Annotated in this window: 17 protein-coding genes; 12 read left to right on the top strand and 5 right to left on the bottom strand. The window is 70.3% G+C overall.

What is annotated here, in order from left to right:
• The gene (locus WME76_RS28905) at window positions 1-1,044 is read right to left on the bottom strand and encodes an MFS transporter (RefSeq protein WP_437955487.1); all 1,044 of its coding nucleotides are present in this window, start codon (window positions 1,042-1,044) and stop codon (window positions 1-3) included.
• Between the two features lie 343 nt (window positions 1,045-1,387).
• Window positions 1,388-2,995: a DUF4215 domain-containing protein gene (locus WME76_RS28900; RefSeq protein ID WP_437955486.1), complete on the bottom strand. Its 1,608-nt coding sequence runs from the start codon at window positions 2,993-2,995 to the stop codon at window positions 1,388-1,390.
• A gap of 305 nt (window positions 2,996-3,300) precedes the next feature.
• Here WME76_RS28900 and WME76_RS28895 point away from each other — a divergent pair, with 305 nt between their 5' ends.
• The 12 genes from WME76_RS28895 (at window position 3,301) to WME76_RS28840 (ending at window position 18,961) form a co-directional block, all read left to right on the top strand.
• On the top strand, window positions 3,301-4,587 hold the full coding sequence (locus WME76_RS28895) for an ABC transporter substrate-binding protein (protein ID WP_437955485.1): 1,287 nt from the start codon (window positions 3,301-3,303) through the stop codon (window positions 4,585-4,587).
• A complete protein-coding gene (locus WME76_RS28890) occupies window positions 4,584-5,495 on the top strand; it encodes a carbohydrate ABC transporter permease (RefSeq protein ID WP_437955484.1) in 912 nt (303 codons plus the stop codon). The genes WME76_RS28895 and WME76_RS28890 overlap by 4 nt, the downstream gene beginning before the upstream one ends.
• A 116-nt stretch (window positions 5,496-5,611) precedes the next feature.
• Window positions 5,612-6,379 carry a carbohydrate ABC transporter permease gene (locus WME76_RS28885; protein ID WP_437962165.1) on the top strand — a complete coding sequence of 256 codons (768 nt, stop codon included), beginning with the start codon at window positions 5,612-5,614 and terminating at the stop codon, window positions 6,377-6,379.
• Window positions 6,376-8,730 (top strand): alpha-xylosidase, encoded by a 2,355-nt coding sequence (yicI, locus tag WME76_RS28880; RefSeq protein WP_437955483.1) that lies wholly within the window; start codon window positions 6,376-6,378, stop codon window positions 8,728-8,730. The genes WME76_RS28885 and yicI overlap by 4 nt, the downstream gene beginning before the upstream one ends.
• Window positions 8,727-11,702 carry a glycoside hydrolase family 3 C-terminal domain-containing protein gene (locus tag WME76_RS28875; RefSeq protein WP_437955482.1) on the top strand — a complete coding sequence of 992 codons (2,976 nt, stop codon included), beginning with the start codon at window positions 8,727-8,729 and terminating at the stop codon, window positions 11,700-11,702. The genes yicI and WME76_RS28875 overlap by 4 nt, the downstream gene beginning before the upstream one ends.
• 571 nt (window positions 11,703-12,273) lie before the next feature.
• Entirely contained in the window at window positions 12,274-13,266 is a 993-nt protein-coding gene (locus WME76_RS28870; RefSeq protein ID WP_437955481.1) for a helix-turn-helix transcriptional regulator, read from the top strand.
• A gap of 215 nt (window positions 13,267-13,481) precedes the next feature.
• Window positions 13,482-14,468 carry an NAD(P)-dependent alcohol dehydrogenase gene (locus WME76_RS28865; protein WP_437955480.1) on the top strand — a complete coding sequence of 329 codons (987 nt, stop codon included), beginning with the start codon at window positions 13,482-13,484 and terminating at the stop codon, window positions 14,466-14,468.
• Window positions 14,469-14,589: 121 nt separating this feature from the next.
• Window positions 14,590-15,495 carry a helix-turn-helix domain-containing protein gene (locus tag WME76_RS28860; protein ID WP_437955479.1) on the top strand — a complete coding sequence of 302 codons (906 nt, stop codon included), beginning with the start codon at window positions 14,590-14,592 and terminating at the stop codon, window positions 15,493-15,495.
• A gap of 126 nt (window positions 15,496-15,621) precedes the next feature.
• Window positions 15,622-16,116: a VOC family protein gene (locus WME76_RS28855; protein WP_437955478.1), complete on the top strand. Its 495-nt coding sequence runs from the start codon at window positions 15,622-15,624 to the stop codon at window positions 16,114-16,116.
• A gap of 243 nt (window positions 16,117-16,359) precedes the next feature.
• Window positions 16,360-16,851 (top strand): DUF1360 domain-containing protein, encoded by a 492-nt coding sequence (locus tag WME76_RS28850; protein ID WP_437955477.1) that lies wholly within the window; start codon window positions 16,360-16,362, stop codon window positions 16,849-16,851.
• A gap of 122 nt (window positions 16,852-16,973) precedes the next feature.
• On the top strand, window positions 16,974-18,212 hold the full coding sequence (locus WME76_RS28845; protein WP_437955476.1) for a hypothetical protein: 1,239 nt from the start codon (window positions 16,974-16,976) through the stop codon (window positions 18,210-18,212).
• Entirely contained in the window at window positions 18,209-18,961 is a 753-nt protein-coding gene (locus WME76_RS28840) for a ferritin-like domain-containing protein (RefSeq protein WP_437955475.1), read from the top strand. The genes WME76_RS28845 and WME76_RS28840 overlap by 4 nt, the downstream gene beginning before the upstream one ends.
• A 183-nt stretch (window positions 18,962-19,144) precedes the next feature.
• Here WME76_RS28840 and WME76_RS28835 read toward each other — a convergent pair whose 3' ends face one another.
• The 3 genes from WME76_RS28835 to WME76_RS28825 form a co-directional block, all read right to left on the bottom strand.
• A complete protein-coding gene (locus WME76_RS28835) occupies window positions 19,145-19,897 on the bottom strand; it encodes a dienelactone hydrolase family protein (RefSeq protein ID WP_437955474.1) in 753 nt (250 codons plus the stop codon).
• 159 nt (window positions 19,898-20,056) lie between these two features.
• Window positions 20,057-20,221, bottom strand: coding sequence for a hypothetical protein (locus tag WME76_RS28830; RefSeq protein ID WP_437955473.1), 165 nt, complete (start codon window positions 20,219-20,221; stop codon window positions 20,057-20,059).
• A 39-nt stretch (window positions 20,222-20,260) separates the two neighbouring features.
• Window positions 20,261-21,112 (bottom strand): hypothetical protein, encoded by an 852-nt coding sequence (locus WME76_RS28825; RefSeq protein WP_437955472.1) that lies wholly within the window; start codon window positions 21,110-21,112, stop codon window positions 20,261-20,263.
• Window positions 21,113-21,335 lie beyond the last annotated feature (223 nt).

Below are 21,335 nucleotides of genomic sequence, written 5' to 3'. Positions count from 1 at the left end.
TCAGCCTTTCTGCTGCCACAGCGCGCCCTGCGCAAGCCCGAACAGGGCGCGGCGGCAGGTCGGGCAGATCTGCTGGTAATGGGTCGCGCGGCCGGAGGTCTCGTAACGAAAGCCGAGCTCGCGCTCGACGGAGATGAGGTCGCGGATCATCGCGGCGGACGCGAACTCGCGCGAACACCGCGCGCAGCGGGCCTGCTCGGCGCGCGCGCCGGCATCCTTGTAGAACCCGACGCCGAACTGCGCGGGCCGCTGGAAGATATGAAAGAATTTTCCGAACGGCAACCAGAGAAGGGTCACGATCACCGTGACCGCGTGGAGGATCGCGAGGAAGTCATATGCGTAGCCCCGGAGCCACGTGTAGCTGACCGTCAGCATGAGGCCTGTGACGCTGATCGCGCAGAGGAGGACCAGCGGCAGGATGTCTTCCGCGAACTGCTGCACGGCCGCCGCGCCGTGGTCGATCATGCGGCGGCGGAAGGCGAGCATGACCCCGGCGAGCACGAGGAACGACGACCAGACGAGGCCGTGGAACACGAGGAAGGCGAGCCACGAATCGACGGGGAAGTCGCCTGCGGGGAAGCCGAAGACGAAGGTGCGGTAGGTCTGGAGATCGCCGGGCACGGTCTCGAAGTGGATCCAGCCCCAGACCAGCGGGAAGGTGATCGCTGACGCGAGGATGCAGCCCCACATGAGGAGCCAGTGCGCGAGGCCGCGGAGCGCGCCGCGCCGGAAGATGAAGCGGTTGCCGGCGACCTCGGTGCCGGTGCGCTGGGCGAGGCGCGCGAGGTTCCCGAAGAACGACCGCGGCGCCAGGAAGGCCTGCCAGCCGCGGCGCCAGTACATCCGGGTCGGCGGGCGCTGCAGCCACATCGCGTACCGGTACGTGATGCCGAACGTGGCGAAGAGCGTCGCGAAGGTGTAGCCGACCAGGGCGGCGTCGAAGTGGGCCAGGTTGCGCGAGCCGAGGACGATCATCGCGGCGAGCGCGGCGGTGAGGACCGCCGCCCAGAGCACCGCGCGCAGGACGTGTGATCGGGATCCCATGGCGGCGCATCTTGGCAGGTTTCGGGGGCGAGCGGTGCGCGAGGATCGTCTCGCGCGCGCAGGACAGGATCAGCGCCTGAGCGACCTCATCGGCGCGCGCGGCCGTCCTGCGGCCGGTGGGTGGTGCTCACATCGGATTGGAGGGAGGACTCGACCGGCTGCGAATCCACCGGAGCAGGATGAACATCGATGTCGTGTCGGACCTCCTCGGCGGCGCCGACCTGTTCGGCGCCCTGCGGAACATCGAGGCTGCCGGCGCGGGCGCGCCGGCGACGGGCTCTCCGGCGCCCCCGAGCTGCAGCCTTGAGAGGGCACCCTGGCGCGCCGGACGGCGCGCGGGCGCTCAGGGAGCGGGGGTGAAGGCGACGGTGAGCGTGTAGGGGCCTCCGCCGATCGGCATGTAGGTGTCGACGATGACGAACAGCGGCTCGCCGCCGGTGACATCGATCGCGAGCGTCTCGTCATCGCCGCGGCCTCCGCCGTCGGCGCACTCGAGCTCGGAGCCCGAGTCCGCGCAGCTCTCGCGCAGGTAGAAGCCCAGGTCGGCCTCAGCGGACAGCGTCAGCGTGAGCGTGCCGTCGCTCGGCGGCGTGAACCTGTGGATCGCCTCCGGCAGGTCCCATCCGATGCAGCTGCCTTCGAACACCGACGTGCCGGCCGCCGTGCTGCCCGTGTTCTCGCCGATGACGAGCTCGGCAGCGTCCTCGCACAGCACGTCGGGCTCGTAGGCGCACGTGGCGGAGCATCCATCGCCGCTCGTGGTGTTGCCGTCGTCGCACTCCTCGATCGAGCCGACGGACCCGTCGCCGCAGACGATCGGCGTGAAGCTGACGTTCAGCGTGTAGGGACCGGCCTCCCGCGGCTCATAGGCGTCGACGACGATCGGCACGGCCTGGCCGTCGCTCACGTGGATCTCGATCCGCTCTTCGTCGGGCAGACCGTCGTAGGGGGAGCTCTCGTCGGAGCAGTCGATCTCGGAGAGCATGTCCGCGCACGAGCTGCGGGCGTAGACGCTGTGATCGGTCGGCGACTCGAGCTCGATCAAGAGCGTGCCCGACTGCCCGGTGGGCGGCGTGAACAGGTGGATCTCTTCCGGTCCGTGCCCCGTGTTGCCGAGGAAGCACGTCCCTTCCAGCCCGCTCGTGCTCCCCGACGTATCGCCGTGGATCGTCGTCGATAGGATGGGTGTCGCGCTCGCGCAGGCGGCCTCGGCGACCGGGGTGCAGGTCGCGGCGCATTCGGTGTCCGCGCAGTCGTAGGACCCGTCCCCGTCGTCGTCCTCGTAGTTCGTGCAGTCCGTCTCGCCGAGCGTGCAGACGCCGCTCAGGGTGTCGCACGCGCCGCGCGCGGGGCACTGCGCGTTCGAGGTGCACCTCGGGACGCAGGCCCGGATGCCGCCGCCGGTGTCCTCGCAGGCATACCCGTCGCGGCACTCTGACGACGCGCCGCAGAGCGAGAGACACGCGCCCTCGCCCTCGAAGAGATCGACACAGACCCCGCCGTCGCACGCTCCGCCCGGCGTTGGCTCGGCCGCCGGATCACACAGGACCGAGCAGAGCCCAGATGGGTATCCGAATTCCTCCTCGGAGAGGCAGATGTCCCCGGCGCACTCATCGTCCGTCGCGCAGGCCTCGTACAGCGTGCCCGCCGGCCCGCCGCCGCCGCCGCTGCCACCGGTGCCAGTGGGGTCGGCGCCGCCGCTGCCGCCGGTGCCGGTGGGCTCTGCGCCGCCGCCGCCGGTGCCGGTGGGCTCTGCGCCGCCACCGCCGCCGGTGCCGGTGGGCCCTGCGCCGCCGCCGCCGGTGCCAGTTCCGTTGCTCGTGGCGTCGACGCCGCCGTCACCGCCAGAGCCGCCATGGCCGCCGGCGCCCCCTTGGCCGTCATCGTCTCCGCATCCCGCGGCTACCGATAGCGCCAGCACGAAAATACCTGCAACGAGTCGTACGTTCATCTATCTGCTCCAACGCAAGAGAGAGCCGTCATAACGCGGGTGAGCCTGACTCCACGGCGCAGCGTGACGAGTTCTTCGGCGCACCCGCTCCGCCTCGATGAACGCGTGGTCAGCGAATTCCTTCACTTAACCGGTTTGTGTGAAATTTACAATGAGGGCAAACGCCCGGCAACTTCGGCGCATACTCAACGACTTTCTTCCGCTTAACCGGTTGTGTGAACGTTAACATGCGGGTAAACATCCCGGCAACTCGAAGCGCTTCGACGAGGAGGGCCGACGTCTACTTCTCGTCCCGGAGGAATTTTATGATCGGAAGAGTCAAGGGCGCAGCGCTGCTCGCCGTGCTCGCCGCAGGTGCCCTGACGCTGGCCGCGTGCGGCCGCAGCGACGACGGCGCGTCCGGCGGCAAGGAGCTGCGGGTCTGGCACTACGAGGCTCCCGGCAGCGCCATGGGCGTGGCCTGGAACGAGGCCATCAAGGAGTTCGAGGCCACCCATCCGGGCGTGAAGGTCAAGCTCGAGGAGAAGGGCTTCGAGCAGATCCAGAAGACCGCGCCCATGATCCTGAACTCCAGCAGCGCCCCCGACGTCATGGAGTACAACAAGGGCAACGCGACCGCCGGGCTGCTGTCCAAGCAGGGCCTGCTCCAGGACCTCACGCCCGAGGCAACCAAGCGCGGCTGGGACAAGCGGATCGGCCCGGGCGTGCAGGTCGTCGCCAAGTACGATGAGAAGGGCATCATGGGCGGCGACACGTGGTACGGCGTGCCGAACTACGCCGAGTACACGCTGGTCTACTACAACAAGGACCTGTTCAAGAGACACGACATCAAGGTCCCGACCACGTTCGACGAGCTCACCAAGGCGATGGACGCGTTCGTCGCCAAGGGCGTCACCCCGCTGGCCAACGCCGGCGCCGAGTACATGGCGCAGCAGTACGTCTACCAGCTCGCGCTGGACAAGGCCGACCAGCCGTGGGTGAACGCGTTCCAGCGCTACACCGGCAAGACCGACTTCACCGACCCGGCCTGGACGCACGGGGCGACCACGTTCGCCGACTGGGTGACCAAGGGCTACATCGCCAAGAGCTCGGTCAGCACCAAGGCCGAGGACGCCGGGGTGGGCTTCATGAGCGGCAAGTTCCCGATGATGTTCTCCGGGACCTGGTGGTTCGGGCGCGTGGCCAAGGAGGCCAAATTCGACTGGGATACCTTCGTGTGGCCCGGCGCCAAGATGACCCTCGGCTCGGGCGGCAACCTGTGGGTCGTCCCGGCGGGAGCGAAGAACAAGCAGCTGGCCTACGACTTCATCGACATCACGCTGAAGAAGAAGATCCAGGACATCCTCGGCAACGCCGGCGGCGTCCCGGTGGCGGCGGACAGCGCGGCCATCACCGAGCCCAGGGCCAAGAAGCTCATCGACGGCTTCGACACCCTCGCCCAGTCGAGCGGCCTGGCGTACTACCCGGACTGGCCGGTCCCGGGCTTCTACGACCAGTGGGTCTCGCATACCCAGAAGCTCATGAACGGCGATCCGCCGCAGTCGGTGCTCGGCGGCATCCAGAAGACGTACGACAGCGGGCTGCCCAAGTGACAGCACGCAGCTCGACAGGGCGTGACGGGCTCGCCTACCTGCCCTACCTGATCCCCGGACTGCTGCTGTTCTCCGGGGTCATCGGGGCGCCGTTCCTGATGAACGTCGGGACCAGCTTCACCGAGTGGGCCGGCGTCGGCACCCCGAAGTGGGTGGGGCTGGACAACTACCGGGAGCTGGCGACGGACGGCGAGTTCTGGGCGTCGTTCCGTCACAATATCCTGGTCATCGTCGGGATGGCGATCATCCCGACGATGATCGGGCTCGTGCTGGCCTCCGCCCTGACCGACCTGATCGACCGGCACTTCGGCCCGCGCGCCGCCAGCGTCCTGCGCGCCTGCATCTACCTGCCGCAGGTCCTGCCGATCGTCATCGCGGGCATCGTCTGGAGCTGGCTGCTCGCCCCCGAGAACGGGGCGGTGAACGACCTGCTGGACGCGATCGGGCTCGGCTCGCTCGCGCACGACTGGCTCGGCGATCCCGCCACCGCGCTGTGGAGCGTCATGGGGGTCATGGTCTGGATGCAGATCGGATTCCCCCTCGTGATCTTCATGTCCGGGCTGCAGCGCGTAGACCCCTCGCTGTACGAGGCGGCCGAGATCGACGGGGCCTCGTGGGCGCAGCGCTTCTGGCACGTCACGATCCCGCAGATCAAGCCCGAGATCTTCGTGGTGCTGCTGTGGACGACGATCGCGGCGCTCAAGGCGTTCCCGCACATCTTCGTGCTCACCAGGGGCGGCCCAGGAGGCGCGACCAACGTGCCGTCCTACTACTCCTACGTCCATTTCTTCGAGAAGACCGACGTCGGCTACGGCTCGGCGATCGCCACCGTGCTGACGCTGCTCATCCTCGCGCTCACCATCGCCTTCCTGCGGCTGCAGGGCCGTGAGCTGGGGGAAGAGCAGTGACCGTGGCGCTGGCCCAAAGCCCGGTGAGCGCGCCCGCGCGGAGCCGGCCGCGGCGGCGCCGCCGGGGCCCGTCGGCCTACGCGGTGCTGGTGGCGCTGAGCGCGCTCGCCGGGATCATGCTGATCCCCTTCGCCGTGGTGGTCTTCAACGCGCTGAAGACGCCGGAGGAGTACACCGCCAATGGCCCGCTCGCCCCACCGGAGGGAGTCTATCTCGAGGGGATCAGGGAGTTCTGGGAGCGCGTCGGCTTCGGCGATGTCCTGCTCAACAGCCTGCTCATCAGCGGCTCGGTGGCCGTGCTCGCGGTCCTCTTGTCGGTGCTGAACGCCTACGCGCTGGGCGTCGGCCGGATCAAGCTCCGGATGTCGGTGCTGGTCCTCTTGCTGATGGCCAACACGCTGCCGCAGGAGTCGCTGGTCTACCCGCTGTACACCCTGGCCAACAAGCTCGGTCTCTACGACACCCGGATCAGCGTCATCATCGTGTTCACCGTCATCCAGAGCGCGTTCGGCACCTACCTGCTGTCGTCGGTGATGTCGGCGTTCCCCCGGCCGCTCCTGGATGCGGCGCGGATCGACGGCGCGAGCCGGTGGCAGATCCTGTGGCGGGTGGTCGTGCCGGTCGTGTGGCCCACGCTGACCGTGATGCTCGTCTTCTTCTTCATCTGGACCTGGAACGAGTTCCTGATCCCCCTCATCTTTCTCATCTCCAACGACAACCAGACGGTCTCGGTCGCGCTCGGCGTGCTGCAGGGCCAGCGGCTGATGGACGCCACCATGTCCAGCGCCGCCGCGCTGCTCGGCCTGCTGCCGACCGTCGTCTTCTTTCTCATTTTCCAACGCACGCTGTCGCGCGGCCTCACAGCAGGAGCGATCAAGGAATGAAGTTCAGCGACGGTTACTGGATGATGCGCAAAGGCGTGCACGCGGCTCACCCGGCGGAGGTCCTCGACATCGACGCCGGGCCGGCGACGTTCGTCGTGCACGCGCCCGTCCAGCGGATCCGGCACCGCGGCGACCTGCTCAAGGGCCCGGTGGTGACCGTCTCCTGCGCATCCCCGATGCCGGGCGTCATCGGCGTCACCATCACGCACTTCGCGGGCGAGCGGCCCCGCGGCCCGGCGTTCGAGCTGACCACCGACCCGACCGGGGAGGTGACGGTGGACGAGGACGCGGCGACGCTGACCTCCGGCGCGCTGTCGGTGCGGGTCGGGCGTCGCGAGGGGTGGAGGCTGGACTTCCTGGCCGGGGGCCGCCGCCTCACCGGCAGCGCGCAGAAGGCGATGGCGATCATCGACACCGACGACGGCCGCCATTACGTGCGCGAGCAGCTCGACCTCGGCGTGGACCATTTCGTGTACGGCCTCGGCGAGCGGTTCGGGCCGCTGGTCAAGAACGGGCAGGCCGTGGACATCTGGAACGCCGACGGCGGCACGTCCAGCGAGCAGGCGTATAAGAACGTGCCGTTCTTCCTCACCAACGCGGGCTACGGCGTGTTCGTCGACCACCCCGGGCGCGTGTCGTTCGAGGTGGCCTCCGAGGCGATGGCGCGGGCGCAGTTCAGCGTCGAGGGCCAATCGATGCGCTACTTCCTCATCTACGGGCCGACGCCGAGGGAGATCCTGCGCAAGTACACCGCGCTCACCGGGCGGCCCGCGCGGGTGCCGGCCTGGTCATACGGGCTGTGGCTGTCCACCTCGTTCACCACCGATTACGACGAGGCGACCGTCACCTCGTTCATCGACGGGATGGCCGAGCGAGACCTGCCGCTCAGCGTGTTCCACTTCGACTGCTTCTGGATGCGCGAGTTCCGGTGGTGCGATTTCGAGTGGGACCCGCGCGTCTTCCCCGACCCGCCCGGGATGCTGCGCCGGCTCAAGGGGCGCGGCCTGCGCATCTGCGTCTGGATCAACCCCTACATCGGGCAGCGCTCGCCGCTGTTCGAGGAGGGCAGGGCGCGCGGCTACCTGCTGCGGCGCCCGAACGGCGACGTGTGGCAGTGGGACCTGTGGCAGCCGGGCCTGGCCGTGGTCGACTTCACCAACCCCGAGGCCCGCGCGTGGTACGCCGAAAAGCTCGACGCGCTGCTCGACATGGGCGTGGACTGCTTCAAGACCGACTTCGGCGAGCGCATCCCCACCGACGTCGTCTACCACGACGGGTCCGACCCGGAACGCGCGCACAACTACTACGCCTACCTCTACAACCAGACGGTGTTCGAGCTCTTGCGCAAGCGGCGCGGCGAGGGCGAGGCGGTCGTGTTCGCCCGCTCGGCCACGGCGGGCGGGCAGCAGTTCCCGGTGCACTGGGGCGGCGACTGCGAGTCGACGTTCGAGGCGATGGGGGAGAGCCTGCGGGGCGGCCTGTCGCTCGGCATGTCGGGCTTCGGCTTCTGGAGCCACGACATCGGCGGGTTCGAGGGCACCCCCGACCCGGCGCTGTTCAAACGATGGATCGCGTTCGGGCTGCTGTCGTCGCACAGCCGGCTGCACGGGAGCCGCTCCTACCGGGTGCCATGGCTGTTCGACGAGGAGTCGGTGGAGGTGCTGCGGCGCTTCAGCCGGCTGAAGATGCGGCTGATGCCCTACCTGGCCGGGGCCGCGCGGCAGGCGTACGGCGAGGGCTTACCGATGATGCGCGCGATGGTCGTCGAGTTCCCGGACGACCCGGCCTGCACGCATCTGGAGCGGCAGTACATGCTGGGCGACGACCTGCTCGTGGCGCCCGTCTTCTCCGCCGACGGGGAGGTCTCCTATTATGTGCCGCGCGGCGTGTGGACGCACTACCTCACGGGGGAGCGCGTCGAGGGCGGCCGCTGGGTGCGCGAGCGCCACGGGTTCGACAGCGTGCCGCTGCTCGTCCGGCCGGGGGCGGTGATCCCCGAGGGCGCGGTGGAGGACCGTCCCGACTACGACCATGCGAACGGGGTGACGCTGCGCGTGGTCGAGCCGGCGGACGGCGCCCGCGTCACCACGGTGATCCCGGGCGCGGACGGGGACGCGGTCACGACGTTCACCACGTCCCGGCGCGGCCCGGTGATGCGGGTGGAGGCCGCGGGCGCCCCAGGTGTCTGGAACGTTCTCCTCGTCAACCGCCGCGTCGTGGCCGTTGAAGGCGGGGAGAGCGGGGAGCACCCGGGAGGAGCGCTGGTCAGGGCGGCCGGCGGCGAGCTGGTCATCACGCTGGAAGAGAAGGGCTCAGCCACGGCACGCGGCCCCAAAGGAGACGACCGATGAAGAGATCTCGCTTGATCACTGCTTCCGTTCCGTTCGCCCTCGCGCTGGCGTTGCACCCGTCGGACTCGAGCGCGGGTGACATGCTGCCGTTCCAGGACCCCGGTCTGCCGATCGAGGTCCGCGTCGACGACCTGCTCGGCCGGCTCACGCTCGACGAGAAGCTCTCGCTCTTGCATCAGTTCCAGCCTGCCATTCCGCGGCTCGGCATTCCGGACTTCAAGGCCGGCACCGAGGCGCTGCATGGAGTGGCCTGGTCGACCGATCGCGACAACGGCGGCGCCGTCGTGACGGCGACCGGCACGGTGTTCCCGCAGGCGATCGGCCTGGCGACGACCTGGAACCCGGATCTCATCCTGCGGGTCGGCGAGGCTGTCGGAGACGAGGTTCGCGGCTATCACGCGCTCGCCCCTCGCGTCTGGGGTCTGCAGGTATGGGCGCCCGTGGTCAACCTCCTGCGCGACCCGCGCTGGGGGCGCAACGAGGAGGGCTACTCCGAGGACCCGCTCCTCTCCGGTGTGATCGCCACCGCCTACGGGCGCGGCCTCGAGGGGGACGACCCGCTCTACCTGAAGACCGCGCCGGTCATCAAGCACTATCTCGCCAACAACAACGAGATCCGTCGTGACACCACGTCGTCGAACCTGCGCCCGCGCGTGAAGCACGAGTATGACGAGCTGGCCTTCAAGATGCCCATCGCCGCCGACGCCGTGACCGGCGTCATGACCTCCTACAACCTGGTCAACGGCAGGCCGGCCACCGTCAATCCGGATGTCGGCGACGTCGTGCGGAGCTGGACGCAGAAGACGCTCTACAACGTGTCCGACGCCTGGGCCCCCTCCAACTTGACCAGCTCGCAGCGGTACCTCGCCACGAAGGAGGAGGCCTTCGCGGCGACGCTCCTGGCCGGCGTGGACAGCTTCACCGTCGACAACAACGACAGCGCGCCCACCATCGAGACCCTCCGCTCGGCGCTCGCGCAAGGGCTCCTCGCCGAGGAGGACATCGACGCCTCCGTCGAGCACGTCCTCTCCGTCCGCCTCCGGCTCGGCGATTTCGATCCGGAGGGGGGCCCCTTCGCCGGCATCGGGCCCGACGTCATCGACAGCCCGGCGCACCGCCAGCTGGCCCGCCGGGCCGCCGACGAGGCCATGGTGCTGCTCGAGAACAAGCGTCGCCTCCTGCCGCTGGACCCGTCGGCCACGCGGCGGATCGCGGTCGTCGGGCCTCTCTCGGACACGCTCTACACGGACTGGTACTCCGGGGCGCTCCCGTACCGGGTCACGCCCCTTACCGGCATCCGCGAGCGGCTCGGCGGCGCCACGATCCTCTCCAGCGAGGGCGTGGACCGGATCGTGCTGCGCGACGTCGCCAGCGGCCGTTACGTGAGCGCCGGCGCGGACGACGATGGGGACATCCTCCGCGTCAGCGCTGCCAGCGCGGGTCCCACCGAGGAGTTCGACGTGTTCGACTGGGGGCAGGGCATCGTCACGTTGCGGAGCGCAGCCAACGGCAAGGTGGTCGACCGCTTCAACTTCGGCGCCAACTTCGCGAACCGCGCCGCCCAGCCCTACGACTGGTTCGTCCAGCAGCAGTTCGTCCTCGAGCCGCAGGGCGACGGCACGCACGTCATCCGCTACGCCGGATACGAGAAGGCGTTCGACTGGGCCGGACCCGAGGTCTACCTGACCATCGCCGAGGACGGCGCGCTCGCCCTGACCGCGACCGAGGCGGCCGACGCGGCTCGCTTCGAGGTCGACGTGGTCCGGAGCGGCGTGGATGAAGCGGTGCGCGCGGCGACAGGCGCCGATGCCGCCGTGGTCGTCGTTGGCAGCATGCCGTTCATCAACGGGCGGGAGGATCACGACCGCACGACGATGGCGCTGGCCGCGGGGCAGTCCGCCCTGGTACGGGCGGTGCTCGCCGCCAATCCGCGCACCATCGTCGTGCTCGAGACCAGCTATCCGATGACCATCCCGTGGGAGAAGTCCCACGTCCCTGCCATCCTGTGGACCACCCACGCGGGCCAGGAGACCGGCCATGCCATCTCCGACGTCCTCTTCGGCGACCACAACCCTGCCGGGCGACTGACCCAGACCTGGTACCGCTCGGCGGACGACCTGCCAGACATCCTCGAGTACGACATCATCAAGGCCCGGCGGACGTATCTCTACTTCGACGGTGATCCGCTCTATCCGTTCGGGTACGGGCTGTCGTACTCGACCTTCGGGTATGACAACCTCCAGCTGAGCGCCCGGTCGGTCCAGGCCGGCGACACGATCTCGGTGCGCGTCGACGTCACGAACAGGAGCCAGCGGGCCGGCGACGAGGTCGTTCAGCTCTACAGCCGCCAGCCGTCGTCGCGCGATCCGCAGCCCGCCAAGCAGCTTCGGGCGTTTCAGCGGGTCCACCTCGCGCCGGGCGAGAAGCGGACGGTCGAGCTCGATTTCGCCGCCTCCGACCTCGCCCACTGGGACGTGACTCGGGGCCGCTGGGTGCTCGAGGCGGCTGGCGTCGAGCTGATGGTCGGCTCCTCCTCGGCGGACATCCGCCGCCGCACGACCGTGCGCGTGCGCGGCGAGCGCATCCCGGCGCGCGACCTCGCCCGCGAGACGCGGGCAGTCGACTTCGACGACTATGCCGGCATCGAGCTGGTCGACGAGAGCATGGAGTGGGGCGATGCCGTAGGCGCCACCGCGGGCGACTGGCTCCGCTTCTCCGATGTGGAGCTGGGCAGCGGCGCCAGCCACTTCAGCGGCGGGTTCGCCCGCGCCGAGGCGGGCGACGCGCTCGTCGAGATCCGGCTCGACGATCCGGTCCGCGGCAAGCTGGTTGGGACCGCCGTCGTGCCGAGCACGGGCGACGTGTATGCATACGCCACCGCGACCGCCGAGCTCGACGGCGCTTACGGGCGACGCGACGTCTACCTCGTGTTCCGTGGGGCCGCCCGCCTGTCCACCTTCGCGATCGACTGAGGCAGCTGCGGCGCTCGCGGCCATGGGACGCCGCGCGTCGCGGCCGCCGGCCGGATAGCTCACCGCCGAAGCGGCCGAGCCGGGATCATCGGCGTGGACAGCTCCGCTAGCCGGCTCTGCTGCACCCGGATGCTCTCCTCCTGCAACGCTGCGCGCTCGCGCTCTGCGTTCTCCCGCGCCGACATATCGAGCGCGAGCCGGGTGCTCGGCGAGCGCCTCCGCCGCCGCGGCAGCGAGCGTCGCGGCCCGGCGCCGCAGGCTGCTTCGTTCAGGCGGCCCCCTGGATGGGACGAGGCAGCCCAAGCGGCGCCTGGACCCATGATGCCAACCACACCGGTGATGCGGCGGGCCCTTGACCACGGGCGACGCGGCGGCGGAGGGCGCCCCGATGGGCGGCACCGGAGCCGCCCTCGGCGGCGAAGCAGGCGGCAAACGATGGCAATCGCCACTATTTTCGGCGGCCGCTCGTCACCGACCGGTCGTTCTGGCGGGGATTTCTGACGTTCGGAGCCGGGCGGAGCTCGCCCTCGCGCCCGCCCGGCCGGGGTCGGCGCGTGGTATGACGTGCTCGATGGAGATCATGCGGATGGACGGGAGCGAGCGCGATCTCGAGGAGTTCGCGGCCGGCGTCCTCCGGAGCGCCGCTGCGATCGAGGCGCCCACCCCGTTCGAGCGCCGGATACGCTGGGATCTGCGGGGGAACACGGGCTCCATCAGCGCCTTCACCCTGCGCTCCGGCATCTCCCTCGCTGCGGTCCGGTGCCGGTGGGAGCAGGCGGCGGCGATGGTCGTCGAGCACGCGCCGATGGTGCTGGAGTTCGTCCTGTCGCGGGGGCCCGTCATGCGGGTGAGGAGCAGCGATGGAGACGACCATCTCCTCGGGGGCGGGACGTTCCATGTCGGCCAGGTGAAGAGGCCGATGAGGCTCGTCTGCGAATGGGACGAGTCCGCCCGCGGTCAGGATCAGGACAACATTTGCCTGACCATCGACGCCCGGCGGCTCTGCGAGCTCCTCGGCGCGAAGGTCCTGCCCGCGCCCATCGAGCGGATCGTGGCCCACACTGGGGGTTACCCGCGCGCGGCGCAGGCCATGTCGACGCCCCTGTACCGGCTGCTCGACGAGATCCTCGGCTGCGATGCCAGGGGGGTCTCCCGGCAGCTTCACCTCGAGGCCAAGGGGCTCGAGCTGATGGCGGCCATGGTCGATCTGCTGGAGGAGAGCGAGCGCGCGGCGTCGCCGGTCCTCTCTCAGCACGACATCGCGCGCCTCGAGCGGGCGCGGAGCATCCTGCTGGCGCGCATGGTCGACCCGCCGACGCTGCCCGAGCTCGCGCGGCACGCGGGGCTGAACGAGGTGAAGCTCAAGGAGGGCTTTCGCGCGCTCTTCGGCGCGCCTGTCTTCACGTACCTCCGCCACCACCGGCTGGACGAGGCCCAGCGCCTGTTGCGCCAGCGGGCGTGCAACGTGACCGAGGTGGCGCAGCGGGTCGGGTACGAGAATCCGAGCAAGTTCGCGGCCGCGTTCCGCAAGCGGTTCGGCGTGAGCCCATCGACGTTGGGCTGAGCGCCCCGGGGAGGGCGACGCTCACCTGCCCCGGCGCCGGGGCGCGGGGGCGCCGGGGCGCGAGGGCGCGGGGACGAGGGGTGGGTACCGCCGGGCGGCCGCGCGGGTCACGGTCTTCCCGCGCGGAGCGGAAAGGCTCCTGCGCGGAGCGGCGGCGCGCACCGTCCGGGATCACCATCGCAGCGGGCGCGCGGGGGCTCGCCCGGGAGAGTTCGATGAAGGCGATTGTTCAGTACGAATACGGCTCGGCCGACAACCTGCGCCTCGAGGAGATCCCCACGCCGGCGCCCGGGGACGACGGCGTGCTCGTGCGGATCGAGGCGGCGGCGGTGAACGCGGCCGACTGGCACATGATGCGGGCGGATCCGTTCTTCCTTCGGTTCGCCGGCTTCGGGCTCCTCGCGCCGAGGCACCGGGTGCCCGGCGCGGACATCGCTGGTCGGGTGGAGGCGGTGGGAAAGAGCGTGACCCGGTTCCGGGTGGGGGACGAGGTGTTCGGGGATCTGTCCTCTCACGGGTGGGGCGGCTTCGCGGAATACGTCTGCACCTCGGAGGAGGCGCTGGCCCCGAAGCCGTCGAACGTGAGCTTCGAGGAGGCGGCGGCGGTCCCGATGGCGGCGGTGACGGCGCTCCAGGCGCTCCGCGACTGCGGGCGGGTCCAGGCCGGGCAGCGGGTGCTCGTCAACGGCGCGTCCGGGGGCGTGGGGACGTTCGCCGTTCAGATCGCGAAGGCGCTGGGCGCGGAGGTGACCGGGGTGTGCGGCACCGGAAACGTCGATCTGGTGCGGTCGCTGGGCGCCGATCACGTCGTCGACTACACGCGCGTGGACGTCACCCGGAGCGGGCACGAATACGACGTGATCCTGGACTCCGCGGCGTACCGAGCCGTCTCCGATTACCGGCGCGTGCTGCGGGACGGCGGCACGTACGTGCTCATCGGAGGGACCACGGGGGCCTTTCTGCGGGTCGGGCTCCTGGGGCTGTGGTCCGGGTCGAGAGCGATGAAGCTCCACGCGGCGCGCCCGAACGCCAAGGATCTCGTCGCCGTGAAGGAGCTGATCGAAGGGGGCAGGGTCATGCCCGTGATCGATCGGCGTTATCCCCTGAGCGGGGTGCCGGACGCGGTCCGCTATGTGGAGACGCTGCGCGCGCGGGGGAAGGTGGTGATCACGCGCGCCACCGAGGTCGCCGGGCCGTCCTGATCGCGCGAGCGTCCCGCTCGTCGCTCGACCGCAGCTCCGCGCGCCCGGAATCCCCTCGCCGCGGCCTCCCCGCGCCGCGCGCCCCCACCCATGGCATGCTGCCTCCTCCCCCGGGCGCCCCATGCACTTCGTCACCCGCACCCCGTCTCCCCCTCTCGCCCGCTTCGTCGGCCAGCTCTGGTACTACGCCGCCCCCGAGCTCCCCGATCTGCTCGAGCGCGTGCTCCCCACCGGCTCCATGAGCCTCCTCATCAACCTCGCCGAGGACGAGCTCCGCTGGTACGACCCCGCCGCGGCGACCGCGACCGCGGCCGCCGCCGCCGCCGCCCTCGCCGCCCCCGCCGCCCCCGCCCCCTCGCCCGCCCGCTGCCACCGCCTCTCCGGCATCGCCGTCTGCGGCGCCCACGCCGAGCACTTCGCGATCGACACGGCCGAGCAGCGCGCGATCGTGGGCGCCGAGTTCACCCCGGGCGGCGCGTTCCCGTTCTTCGGCCCCGACGCCGAGGCCCTCGGCGGGACCCACGTCTCGCTCGACGCGCTCTGGGGCCGCGAGGCCGCCCTCGTCCGCGAGCGCGTCCTCGAGGCGAGCACCCCCGAGGCCAGGCTCCGCGCCCTCGAGTCCGCCCTCGCGGCGCGTCTCCTCCGCCCTCCCGCGCGCCTCTCCGCGCGCTCGCCCGCGCGCGACCCCGCGGTCGACTTCGCGCTCGCCGCCTTCGCCGACCCGTCCCGCGCGTACACCGTCTCCGACGTCATCGGTCAGCTCGGGATGAGCTCGCGGCGGTTCATCCGCAGCTTCACCGAGCAGGTCGGCCTCACCCCGAAGCGCTACTGCCGCGTGCGGCGCTTCCAGCAGGCCCTCTCGGCGATCGATCGCCGAGAGCGCGTCTCGTGGGCCGGCGTGGCTGCCGCGTGCGGCTACTACGACCAGGCGCACTTCATCCACGACTTCCGCGCCTTCGCGGGCCTGACCCCGACCGAGTACGCCGCGAAGCGCCGCGAGCGGAACCACGTCCCCCTCGGCGGCTGAGCCGCCCCTGCCACCCGACCTGGCGCCCTCGGCTGCCCCAGCCCTGGCAGCAGCGCCGCGCCGGCGGTTGATCCGGCCGGCACGTTTTTACAATACCCGCTCTGCGCCCGTGGACATGCTCCGTCCATGACCAAGCGACAGCACCCCATCGCCCCGCCCCCGTACCACACCCTCGTGGCGCACCTCGTCGTCGCCGGCGCGTCGGACGCCATCGCGTTCTACAAGAAGGCGTTCGGCGCGACAGAGAAGCTCCGCCTCGCCGACCCCAGGCTCGGCGGCGCCATCGTCTGCGCCGAGCTCGTGATCGGCGACTCCCTCGTCAGCGTCGCGGACGAGGCCCCCCAGTGGAACGCGCGCGGCCCGAGGGCGCTCGGCGGCACGCCGATCGCCCTCACGCTCAACGTCGAGGACCCCGACGCCGTCGCCGCGCGCGCCGTCGAGGCCGGGGCCAGGATCATCTATCCCATCGACGACCAGTTCTACGGCCGTCGCGAGGGGAGGATCGAGGACCCGTTCGGCCACCACTGGGTCCTCTCGGCCGTCATCGAGGACGTCTCCGTGGAGGAGATGCAGGTGCGCATGGCCAGGTGGTGGGAAGAGACGGGCCCGAGCAAGACCTGATCCGCAGGCCGCGGACATCGATCCTTCCTCCGAGCTTCGACAGCCCGCCTCGGCCCGCCTCGACAGCTCACCTCGCCCGGGCGCTCCCTCACGCCCGCGCCACACATCGCTGCAGAGCCCGCTCATGGCGCGCCACGACGTCTCTGGATTCCATCTCACCCACCACGTCTGTCGAGCCCGCCAATCCGCGCTCCGGCCCTCGCTGGAGCCCGCAGGGCATGCTGGTTGCGTGTGGCCGCGGTCATGCTGACCTTCGATGCGCTGCTGGGGCAGGGCCATGAAGACGAGCCCCTCGCCCACTACGTCAAGCTGATGGGGACTTACCTGGCCCTGTCGGCTGGCGCCTTCGCGCTCATGGAACGTGCCGGGCGACCGCTTCCGTCGCGCATTCCCCTCCGCGACGCGGCGCTGCTCGGGCTCGCCACGAACCGCCTGAGCCGGCTGATCACGCGCGACAAGGTGGCCCGCGCGGTGCGCGCGCCGTTCACCGACGTGGAGCAGGACCCCGCGGGCGGGACGCACGAGGAGCCGCGCGGCGAGGGCATGACGCGCGCCGTCGGAGAGCTCCTCACGTGTCCTCGGTGCGCCGCGATGTGGGCCTCGCTGGCGTTGACCATCGGATATTTCGTGTCGCCCCGCGTCACGCGAGGAGCCTCTTTCCTGCTCGGCGCCGCGGCGATCTCGGACTTCGTCAACACGTGGTACGCGCACGTCATGAGCGCCGGAGGAAAGTAGCGCCCAGGCGATTTGCGACAGACGTGGCCAAGTGCCCCATCGCGGCGCTTGACCCTCGCGAACAGGGCGGGCGTTCCCGCGTGGAGCGCCCCTTGCACACACCCCGGAGACTGGAGGTCAAGGTGGCACTTGATTTGTTGAACGAGCGGGGCACCCCGCTCGACAAGCAGCAGTTCGATTGGCGGGAGCTGGTCAGCATCCCGTCCAGCAAGCTGAACGATGACGCGTTCACCCGCGTCCGGATCATCTTGATGAACGGCATCGAGTCGGAGGCCGTGCGCTTCTCGCATGCCTGCGCCCGCATGAACGGCGCGCTCCAGCGGGAGCTCGCCCTCATCCGCCGGGTCGAGCACCACCAGCAGACGATGGTGAACTGGCTCCTGCCGGGCGATCTGTCCGTGCTCGAGACCACCATCGGCTTCGAGCAGGTGGCCATCGAGGTCACCGCGTCGGTCGCGATGCATGAGCCCGACGAGTACATGGCGCAGGTGTACCGGTTCGGGATGCTCGAGGACTTCGACCATCTCTACCGCTACTCGGCGCTCATGGACCGGGTGCACGGCAAGGACTCGAACAACATCCTGCAGTGTTACACGGACGTCTGCCCCGGCAGGCCCACGAGCGTGGAGCACCGTCACCCCGACGACGACCTGCGGGCCCCCTACGACCGGAGGACGGCGGCGCCGCTCACCAAGCTGCACGCGCTCACGATCATGGCGTCCGAGCACCAGACGCACGACTATTACATGAACGTCGGGCCGACGTTCGCCGACCCCATGGCGCGGCAGCTCTACGCGGAGATCGCCTCCATCGAGGAGCAGCACGTCACGCAGTACGAGTCGATCATCGATCCCAGCGAGACATGGCTCGAGAAGTGGCTCCTGCACGAGGCGACCGAGGTCTACAATTACTATAGCTGTGCGCAGTCCGAGTCGAACCCCCGGATCAAGGCGATCTGGGAGCGGTTCGTCGATTACGAGCTCGGGCAGCTCCAGCACGTGCGCCGCCTCTTCGAGAAGATCGAGGGGCGCGACGCGGCGGAGATCCTGCCGGCGGAGCTGCCGGATCCCATCGAGTTCAGGAGCCACCGCGAGTTCGTCCGCCGCGTGCTGCAGGGCGAGGTGCACCTGCGCGCGGTCGGGAAGAACATCGTGGATCCGCGCCAGGTGCCGGAGACGCCGCAGACGCTCGCCTACCGTGATCGGCTGAACATGGCCGGCTCGCCGTCGGAGACGGTGGCTGCGGGGTACGTGTACGTCCCCGGGACGGAGCTCGCGGTCCAGGCGGCGCAGGGCAAGCAGGCGAACGGCAACGGCGCGAACGGCAACGGCGCGAAGGTTTACAAGATGAGGTCAGCATGAAGGCCGAGACGACCGCGGGGATGAACCGCACCGGAATGGACATGTCGCCGATGGACTCGAAGGAGCTCGTCGTGGGCGCGCGGATCATGCCCCCGAGCAGCGCGGGCGACGATTCGGCGATCGCCAGCGTCATTGCCCATTACGCGCGTCGGGAGGAGCGGGTCGGCACGATGCCTCCTCCTGGCACGCTGAAGGGCGCCGTGAAGACGGCCCTCCAGGCGCTGAAGGGCGAGGCGCCGCTGGTCCTGCTCGACAAGCTGGGCGAGCGCCTCGCCTTCGAGCGGGCGGGCAGCCGGCTATGGAAGGGCGTGCTCGCGAAGTTCGACGCGCTCGGGTCGTTCGAGGGTGGGCCGACGCGCGAGGAGATCGAGCTGATCTACCGCGAGGAGTCGGAGCACTTCCTCCTGATCGCCTCGGTGATCCGGACCCTCGGCGCGGATCCCACGGCGGAGACGCCGCTGGCCGACGTCCACGGGGTCGCCTCGTGTGGCCTGATCAAGGTCGTCACCGATCCGAGGACGAACCTGGCGGACGCGCTGGAGGCGATGCTGATCGCCGAGCTCACGGACAACGATGCCTGGGATGTGCTCATCGACATTTCCCAGGGCCTCAACGACGAGGAGCTCATGAATCAGTTCATGGCCGCGCGCGCCGCCGAGGCGCGCCACCTCACGATGGTGCGGACCTGGATCAAGGCGTCGGTGATCGCCCGGGCGAACGGCGACCACGCGAACATGGTGGCGAGCTGATCCCGAGGCTCGTCGCGTAGATCGGCTCAGGACCGCGCGTCGCGGGCGCCGGGCGGCGGGGGGTTCCCCGGCGCGCCCGGCGCCCGCGCGCGTTTTGTGGGCGGGCGGGGGCGCGTCTCGTGGTGGGCGGGCGGGGGCGCGTCTCGTGGGCGGGCGGCGTGGCTCGGCGCGCCGCGCGGCGTTTCAGCCTGAGCGGTGATCGAGGATCTCCTCGAGGAAGCTCCGCATCGCGGCCCACGACCGCCTGGCGGCTGCGGCGTCGTACCGGATGCCCGCCTGCGGGAGGTTCGCGCCCGGGTAGGTGAAGGCGTGCATCGCGTGGCCGTAGGCGTGGATCTGCCAGTCTGCCTTGGCCTCGGTGAGCTCGCGCGCGAGGGCGAGCACGTCGGCGGGGGGCGCCATGGGGTCTTCCCAGCCGTGGAGCACGAGCACCTTGGCCGTGATGGGCGCCTGCGGTCCCAGGTTCGGCGGGTGCAGCAGGCCGTGGAAGCTCACCACGCCTTGCAGGCCCGGCGGGGCGCTCCGCGCGAGGTCGAGGACGCACAGCCCTCCGAAGCAGTACCCGATGGCCGCGATGCGGTCGGGGTCGGCCAGCGGGTGCTGTCTGGCCGCCGCGAGGCCCGCCAGGAGGCGCCTGCGGAGCAGGCCGCGGTCCTCCAGGAACGGCGCCATCAGCCGCGAGTTGTCGTCCATCTCGCCGCCGCGGACCCCTTTGCCGTACACGTCGATGGCGACGCCGACGTAGCCCAGGCTGGCCAGCTCCGCGGCCTTCTCGTGCATGGCCTCGTTCTGCCCCGCCCAGGCGTGGGCGATGAGGACGCAGGGCCGCTTCGCGGCGCTGGAGGCGTCGTGCGCGACGTACGCCTCGCAGATCGTCTCGCCCTCGGCGTAGTCGAGGCGTTCGGTGTGGATCGGAGGGGGTGTTTGGAGCGGCATGGAGTGTCCCTTTCGAGCGAGACAGCGTTCTATCCCGGATGCGCCCGGCGCCGCCACGTCATGAGCCTGGTACAACCGGCTCCGTCATTTCATGGCCCGCGCCTCGTCGTGGCTGCCACAGGGTGAGCTGGTCGACGCGCCGGGCACCGGGGACCGCGCTCAGCTCTCCGTCATGACCTCGTCGGCGGAGGTCGCGGTGAGCAGGCCGCGCAGGATGTCCGGGTGGTTGGCGAAGATTCGCCGGGAGACGAAATCGTTCTTCAGGTCGGCGAGGCGCATGCTCCAGCTTTGCAGGCGCGCGCCGCGCGGCGCAAGGTGGGCCATGCTTCCGGTGCGGTCGCATTGCCGGAGCCAGGGCCGGCGTCAGGCCGGCGCGCTCAGCTCCCCGCCACCCTCCGCGCCAGCCCCGGTCGCCGGCGCTGCCGGAGAGGCCGGCGCTGCCGGGGAGGCCGGCGCTGCCGGTGCGCCGCTCGCCGCCTCGCCCCTGGTGGCGCCCTGCGCGCGTCGGGCGCCGGTCTCGCGGTGCGCGTCGAGCGGGCGGAGGGCCCTCCGGACGGTATCGAGCGTCGCGGGGTCGTCCTCGTCGACCATGCCGGCGACCTTGGTCGCATAGCTCACGATGGCGGACTGGATGGCGCGTACCACGGGGGTGAGGTTCGATGTCGCCGCGGCCTCCTTCTGGAGCCTGTCTTTCACCATCATGTCGTAGCGGGGCACGACGTTGCCGATCTGCTCGAGGAACTCGGGCCCTGCGAGCGCGTCGATCTCCGGCTGGAGCCCCGCCTCCTGGATGTGCTCGACGATGGAGGCCATCACCGTGTTCTGCACGGAGTACTCGGCGGCGAGGAACGACAGGCCGTCATCGCCGAAGAGCTCGTTGACGAGCTCCCCCGCGCGCCGCGCCTTCGGGAAGCGCTCTGCGGGCAGCATCGAGTACGCGACGAGGCGCATGCGCAGCGCTCCAAAGCTCGCGTCGGCCTCCCGGTCGAGGACGCGCCCGTCTTCCTCGGACAGGACGCCGTTCTCGCGGCGGCGCGCGGTGAGCGCCTTCTGGCCTGCCTCCGCGGCGGCCTTCAGCTTCGTGCACGCCTTGGCGACGTTCTCGGGCGCCGCCTCGGGACAGGCCGCGACCAGCGCGTTGGCGAGGGTCACGCCATTGGCGATGTTGATGATGGGAGCGCGAACATACACCGAAGCATCGAATGTTTGGTCCATGGTGCCACGCTATGAACGCGGGTATATCGAGTCCAGCGCTCTGGACGTCGCCAACGTGCTCCCGGTGATGCGGCGGCGCCCGAGAGCATGGATGCGACGCGGGCCGTGGAGCGCCGGAGGCAGAGGGCACGCGCGAGGGGGGTGAAGGGAGGAGAAGGATTGATGGTTTTGTTGCTGTTCATCTCTCTCCCTGTACGGCGGAAGCTCTCCGTGAACACGGGAA

Source organism: Sorangium sp. So ce119, assembly GCF_051524405.1.
Taxonomy (GTDB): Bacteria; Myxococcota_A; Polyangia; order Polyangiales; family Polyangiaceae; genus Sorangium; species Sorangium cellulosum_G.
This window is presented reverse-complemented; position numbering and strand designations above follow the sequence as displayed.

What these genes read in the sequence shown, in the direction of transcription:
- WME76_RS28905 (WP_437955487.1), bottom strand. Translation starts at nt 1,044, where the DNA reads ATGGGATCCCGATCACACGTCCTGCGCGCGGTGCTCTGGGCGGCGGTC.
- WME76_RS28900 (WP_437955486.1), bottom strand. Translation starts at nt 2,995, where the DNA reads ATGAACGTACGACTCGTTGCAGGTATTTTCGTGCTGGCGCTATCGGTA.
- WME76_RS28895 (WP_437955485.1), top strand. Translation starts at nt 3,301, where the DNA reads ATGATCGGAAGAGTCAAGGGCGCAGCGCTGCTCGCCGTGCTCGCCGCA.
- WME76_RS28885 (WP_437962165.1), top strand. Translation starts at nt 5,612, where the DNA reads ATGCTGATCCCCTTCGCCGTGGTGGTCTTCAACGCGCTGAAGACGCCG.
- yicI (WP_437955483.1), top strand. Translation starts at nt 6,376, where the DNA reads ATGAAGTTCAGCGACGGTTACTGGATGATGCGCAAAGGCGTGCACGCG.
- WME76_RS28875 (WP_437955482.1), top strand. Translation starts at nt 8,727, where the DNA reads ATGAAGAGATCTCGCTTGATCACTGCTTCCGTTCCGTTCGCCCTCGCG.
- WME76_RS28870 (WP_437955481.1), top strand. Translation starts at nt 12,274, where the DNA reads ATGGAGATCATGCGGATGGACGGGAGCGAGCGCGATCTCGAGGAGTTC.
- WME76_RS28865 (WP_437955480.1), top strand. Translation starts at nt 13,482, where the DNA reads ATGAAGGCGATTGTTCAGTACGAATACGGCTCGGCCGACAACCTGCGC.
- WME76_RS28860 (WP_437955479.1), top strand. Translation starts at nt 14,590, where the DNA reads ATGCACTTCGTCACCCGCACCCCGTCTCCCCCTCTCGCCCGCTTCGTC.
- WME76_RS28855 (WP_437955478.1), top strand. Translation starts at nt 15,622, where the DNA reads ATGACCAAGCGACAGCACCCCATCGCCCCGCCCCCGTACCACACCCTC.
- WME76_RS28850 (WP_437955477.1), top strand. Translation starts at nt 16,360, where the DNA reads ATGCTGACCTTCGATGCGCTGCTGGGGCAGGGCCATGAAGACGAGCCC.
- WME76_RS28840 (WP_437955475.1), top strand. Translation starts at nt 18,209, where the DNA reads ATGAAGGCCGAGACGACCGCGGGGATGAACCGCACCGGAATGGACATG.
- WME76_RS28835 (WP_437955474.1), bottom strand. Translation starts at nt 19,897, where the DNA reads ATGCCGCTCCAAACACCCCCTCCGATCCACACCGAACGCCTCGACTAC.
- WME76_RS28830 (WP_437955473.1), bottom strand. Translation starts at nt 20,221, where the DNA reads ATGGCCCACCTTGCGCCGCGCGGCGCGCGCCTGCAAAGCTGGAGCATG.
- WME76_RS28825 (WP_437955472.1), bottom strand. Translation starts at nt 21,112, where the DNA reads ATGGACCAAACATTCGATGCTTCGGTGTATGTTCGCGCTCCCATCATC.